Raw genomic sequence first — 5,316 nt, forward strand, 5'->3', positions numbered from 1 at the left:
GATGGCAGCGACTTATCATTTGTAAATAAACAAGCCGCTGATAAAAGCTAAGTCAAATCAGCTTTACGTAAATTAATTTTTCTCAGTAATGTACATAGTAATATCTGCAGTGAAAACAAGCTCATTGCGGGTATTATACAGTTTAACCGGTACTACTAAGTCTTCTTTATCAATCCACTTGTGTGGTAAATCAATTTCAGCGACTGCTCGTACATCTGTATCTACTTTAGCCAAATACCTAACTGTCATCCCTTTTGGGATCCAACGATGCGTTTTAACTGGCACTGTTGCATCAACCATTACACCTGCACACAATTCAGCTAAATTACACTGCGCAATAGCATGAATAGTTCCAATATGATTATGAACGCTGCGACGATTTTTAACCACCGCACTACAATGGCCCTCTCTCAAATCGAGTACGTAAGGTTTCATCGAACCAAAATATGGCGCTTTAAAGCAAACAGCTTTAGTAAAAAGCCAATTCCCAAAAGGTAGGCGCTTGAATTTATGCCATGTTTGTACAAGTGCAGATTTATTACTCATTATTATTTTCCATCAACAGTTACTTTTTTAAAATTAACACATCAGACCAGTTTTAAAAAGTGCATTTATGCTGGCTTTTTCGCTTAATCCAATCAAAAAGTAAGAATGACGACCTATGCAGGGGTCATAAGCCCTTTCTTTTTTATGAGTGCCCACCTAAAATACTCGACAAAAGGAGACTCAATGCAAACACAGCCCGCTAAACCTAATATGACTTTGTTACTTATCTTAGCGTTACTCGTTATATTTTGCCCTATGGCAATCGATATTTACCTACCTGCTTTCCCTACTATTGCAGAACAATTTGCAGTTACTGAACAACAAGTACAGCAAACCGTTGCTATTTTTATGCTAACAGTGGGTTTAGGCCAATTAATTGCAGGTCCTTTAGCTGATAAATTTGGCCGAAAGCCAGTGGCTATAGTGGGCATTAGTTTATATGCAAGCTCTGCATTACTCGCATACTACTCGCCTTCTTTTGAGATATTACTAATAGCACGTGCTTTTCAGGGATTTGGAGCGTGTGCCACATTTGTTGTCGCATTTGCGATAGTGCGTGATAAATATGGTAGTGAACGAAGCGGACAAATGATTACCTACCTTAACGGGATTGTGTGCTTTATTCCGGCAATGGCACCTATTTTAGGGGCTTGGCTTACCGTACAGTTTGGCTGGCGTATGAACTTTATGTTTTTAACCGCGTTTGCTATTTTGGGCCTTATTGTTACCCTATTCTTTTTTAGAGAAACTCGTCCTGCTGATAGCCATTATCAGGGCCATATTTTAGATTTACGTCGCTTTACACCGATTATTAAAACACCGGTATTTTTGTTTAATAGCCTAATTTGTATGGTCTCAATGTCGGCCATATTAGTGTATGTAACGCTCGCACCAGGCTGGCTTATTACACATTTAGGGGGTACCGTAGCCGACTTTACTTTTTGGTTTACGTTAAATGCCGTAATAAGTATTGTCGCAAGTTTTATTTTACCTACCTACATTAAACGAAATAGCCAACGTGCTTTGCGTGTCGGTGTGAGTGTACTGGTTTTCTCAGGCATTTTAATGCTAGCCCTTAGCGGTATAGAAACGGCATTTGCGCTTATGCTACCTATCTTAATTGCTGCATTAGGGTTTGCTTTAAGTTTAGGCTCTGCTGCAGGAATGTCTCTGTCTAGCTTTCCTAAACAAGCAGGCACAGCCTCTGCATTACTCGGTGCTATGCAAATGAGTGGCGCGAGTATACTTGTTGTTTTAACCCAATATTTAGGGCTAAGCACACCGTGGTTGATTGCTTTTCACTTATTATTGCTAGTTCCGCTTTGGCTTATTTTAATGAGCAAAAAAGCACATACTTTACACCCGGCTAAAAGTACTCAATGATCAATCCTGACTTTCTAGTCTCATTTTTATTAGCCAGTTTTTTAATGGCAGTAGCGCCTGGGCCATCAAATGCATTTTTGATGGCGCAAACATTTGCTAATGGTCGAAGTGCTGGTATGCAAAGTGCTTTTGGTTTTGCATTAGGTGGGGTTGTTCATACGCTATTTGCTGTTGTAGGCCTAAGCGCAGTACTGAAAGCTTCCCCTAGTGCCTATGCCGCAGTGCAATATGCAGGCGCGGCATACTTATGCTATTTAGGGTTTATGATGATTAAAGGCACGCTAAAGCAGCCAGAGCCGACATCTGATGACAAGCAAACCGATAAACCGCATATAAGTACCAGTAAAAAAAGTAATGTCATGTTTCAGGCCATGATGACTGAAGTACTAAACCCTAAAGTAGCATTATTCTTTATTGCATTTATTCCGCAATTTGTTGATCCAACGCTTTCATCGGCTACTTTTCAGCTCGCTTTTTTTGGCTTACTTTACCCTCTTTTTGCTTTTCCGATTGACTGCACGTATATTTATTTTGGCGACAAAATTGCACAGTTTTTTAGACGTAACCCAAATAGCCAACTTTGGATTGATAGAATCACCGGCATTGTATTTATTGCCCTTGCTATCAATCTATTATTTTAACTAACCAAAACAGTGGTTAACTAATAAAAAGAATCAGCATGGAACAAAAAACACAATCTCTTCCCGCACAAAAAAATATTGCTTTAGTGGCACACGATGGTAAAAAAGCAGCACTAAAATTATGGTGTGAAAAGCACAAAGAAATACTAAGTAAGCACACTTTATATGGCACAGGTACTACGGGGCATTTAATTCAAAAAACTACGGGGCTTGATGTAGTTCAGCTTTTAAGTGGTCCTATGGGCGGCGATCAACAACTTGGCGCTAAAATAGCAGAACATGAGATACATGTTTTAATATTTTTTTGGGACCCATTAGCATCACAGCCTCATGACCCTGATGTTAAAGCACTACTGCGTTTAGCCGCTGTTTGGAATATTCCGGTGGCGTGTAATGAGGTAAGTGCAGATATGTTATTAAGCTCACCGCTTATGGACGTAGAGCTTGAACGTACATTGCCAGATTACGAAAAATACCTCGCAACCCGACAAATAGATCTTTAAACCTCAATTGTAATCTAGGTTATTTATAAAGCATGCTGGCCCATTTAGTCAGGCCAGCGGTTACACTACCAAAGTGATCCCCGTTAACCATCTTTATATCGCCTAAGTGCTCACTTAAAGCCGCTTTAATCAATGGTGACTGTGCACTACCGCCTGTTAAGTAAATAATGTCTGGCGTGGTCGCAGCGTCGCTGATTGCTTGTTTTGCTAAAGTAACTATTTGGCTAATACTACTCTCAACGGCAACGGCTAAATCTCTTACAGATACATTTTTATTCAGCCCACTATCTAAAAAGCTTAAATCACAATCAAACACACTAGCAGACGAAAGTGCTATTTTAGCCGCTTCACCTTGTTGCACTAACTGATGGCCTTGCTTGTTTTGCTGTAAATGTATTAAGCGCTTATAAAGCTCAGGTGCACTTACATCACGTAATTGTGCGTTTAGCTCTCGGGTATGGCTTTCACTATAAAATTGGCTTTGTAAGTTTACATCGTTAATTTTACACGCTTGCCAAAACGCTTGATTAGGCAAAGGGAGACCTGATTTAAACGTACTGCCTAAACCCAATAACGGCATTAAACCATGAAAGCTCAAAGCAATATCTAAATCGTTTCCGCCAACACGTTTACCACTGTGAGATAAAAAATCGCTATCGCGCTGGCTATTTCCTCTAAAGCTTGGGCCCATTTGTACAAATGAGCAGTCACTTGTACCACCACCAATATCAATAACGAGTACTTTTTGATCCTGAGTTAAATCACTCTCGTAATCGATACCCGCAGCAAGTGGCTCATATAAAAACTCTACGTCTTTAAAACCAGCACGTTTAGCAGCACGCTCTAAAATACCGACCGCTTGTTGATTTGATTGCTCACCACCCACAGCTTGAAAGTTTACTGGGCGACCAATCACTGTTTGTGTAAGTGTTTTACCTAAAGAGAGCTCAGCACGTTGCTTAATTTTTAAGATCATCGCGGTTGCGATATCTTCAAAAAAGTTAATTTGACCTTGCTTTAAACCTGTTGCACCAAAAAATGATTTAGGAGACTTAACAAAATAGCCTTCTTCAGGAAACTGCACGTACTCGCTAATCGCTTCACGACCAATAAATAGGGTTTCATCTGAAGGTTGTAAATCAAGGTCTGACTTAATACGAGGTAAGGTATTTAATAATGCTTGGCGCTGCGTTAAAAAGTCATGCTCATGGGCTGTGCCATGTAAATGCTTAGCAACAAAATCAACAACCAACGCGCTGTGATGAGTGTAAAGTGTAGACGGTAAGTAATGTTTTCCTTGCTCTAGCGGTACTAATTGAACATTACCCTCGCTCATTACACCCATAGCACAATTAGAACTACCGTAATCAAAACCTACAAACATACTTCACCACACATTACCAAAAAGGCCGCGCAATTTAGCACACTTTGTAAAATTTATAAATGTTATAAACTATCTCTGACCCGTAAAAAAATGGCAAAACGCGGTAACCCATTTTTTGTTAAGCCATGAAATCGGTACGTTACAGTACTACCAATCTCCGGTGGTATGGAGCGCTGTGCATCATTAAACCCAGTACCAATAGAAAATACCTGCCCCTGCGCTGTTTTTACCCTTAATGCCCCTAACATACCTTGATATTTACCTTTGCCTGGTAAGTGCGCAATTACAACCGCTTCTGCATCTAAATAAGGTTTTAATTTTAGTAATGCATTACTTCTTCCATTGCTGTGCTTAGCGCTGGCCAAATGAAGCATTACTCCCTCGCCGCCCTGCTTAGTTATGTTGTCAAAATACTCTGTAAGTTGCTCATTATTTGTAAAGCTATATTGAACTACAGCACTAATGTGCGGCGAGTTTAGGCTAGTAATAAGCTCATTATAGTTTTTATAGCGAGTGCTAAAAGGCAGATTTTTATCTGGCATATCAAATACTTTATAAGTAATAGTTTGCCAATCATGATTATTAGGTTTTTTAGTTCTGACTATGCCACTAAGCGCAGAAAAGTGCTCACGTTTAGTCCACAGCTCACCATCAAGCCATACATTTGGCAATGTGGCTGTAAACCAACTTGGCGCATTGATAATATTACCCTTACGAGTGACAAACTGCGTGCCGGTCCAGATAGCTCTTACGCCATCATATTTTTCACTGACTAAATATTTACTTACATCATAATGCTTCGTTTCGTCATATACTTTAGCCAGTAAAACAGACGGTTGTGCTGCACTTATGCATTGCG

6 protein-coding genes are annotated in these 5,316 nt (G+C 39.8%); 3 read left to right on the top strand and 3 right to left on the bottom strand.

All coding sequences use genetic code 11. The features are described 5' to 3' along the window. Positions 1–72 precede the first annotated feature (72 nt). Positions 73–546, bottom strand: a complete 474-nt coding sequence (locus tag H5072_RS11010; RefSeq protein WP_024595671.1) for a hotdog fold domain-containing protein — start codon at positions 544–546, stop codon at positions 73–75. A 183-nt stretch (positions 547–729) separates the two neighbouring features. On the opposite strand from H5072_RS11010, the gene H5072_RS11015 reads away from it, so the two are divergent. From H5072_RS11015 to H5072_RS11025, 3 genes are read left to right on the top strand one after another with little or no spacing between them, the layout of a single operon-like run. After that, entirely contained in the window at positions 730–1,929 is a 1,200-nt protein-coding gene (locus H5072_RS11015; RefSeq protein WP_182693549.1) for a multidrug effflux MFS transporter, read from the top strand. Further along, complete coding sequence (locus H5072_RS11020) at positions 1,926–2,570, top strand: LysE family translocator (RefSeq protein ID WP_024595670.1); 645 nt, start codon at positions 1,926–1,928, stop codon at positions 2,568–2,570. Before H5072_RS11015 ends, H5072_RS11020 begins: the two co-directional genes overlap by 4 nt. Before the next feature lie 38 nt (positions 2,571–2,608). Then, positions 2,609–3,073 (top strand): methylglyoxal synthase, encoded by a 465-nt coding sequence (locus H5072_RS11025; RefSeq protein WP_002958191.1) that lies wholly within the window; start codon positions 2,609–2,611, stop codon positions 3,071–3,073. A 19-nt stretch (positions 3,074–3,092) separates the two neighbouring features. Here H5072_RS11025 and yegD read toward each other — a convergent pair whose 3' ends face one another. Together yegD and H5072_RS11035 are read right to left on the bottom strand one after the other, a co-directional pair. After that, positions 3,093–4,457 (bottom strand): molecular chaperone, encoded by a 1,365-nt coding sequence (gene yegD, locus H5072_RS11030; RefSeq protein ID WP_024595669.1) that lies wholly within the window; start codon positions 4,455–4,457, stop codon positions 3,093–3,095. A gap of 62 nt (positions 4,458–4,519) precedes the next feature. Further along, positions 4,520–5,316: DNA ligase (locus H5072_RS11035; RefSeq protein WP_220488589.1), on the bottom strand; the 797-nt coding region annotated here is incomplete at its 5' end.

This window comes from Pseudoalteromonas sp. SR45-5 (assembly GCF_014163565.1).
Classification (GTDB): Bacteria; Pseudomonadota; Gammaproteobacteria; order Enterobacterales; family Alteromonadaceae; genus Pseudoalteromonas; species Pseudoalteromonas distincta.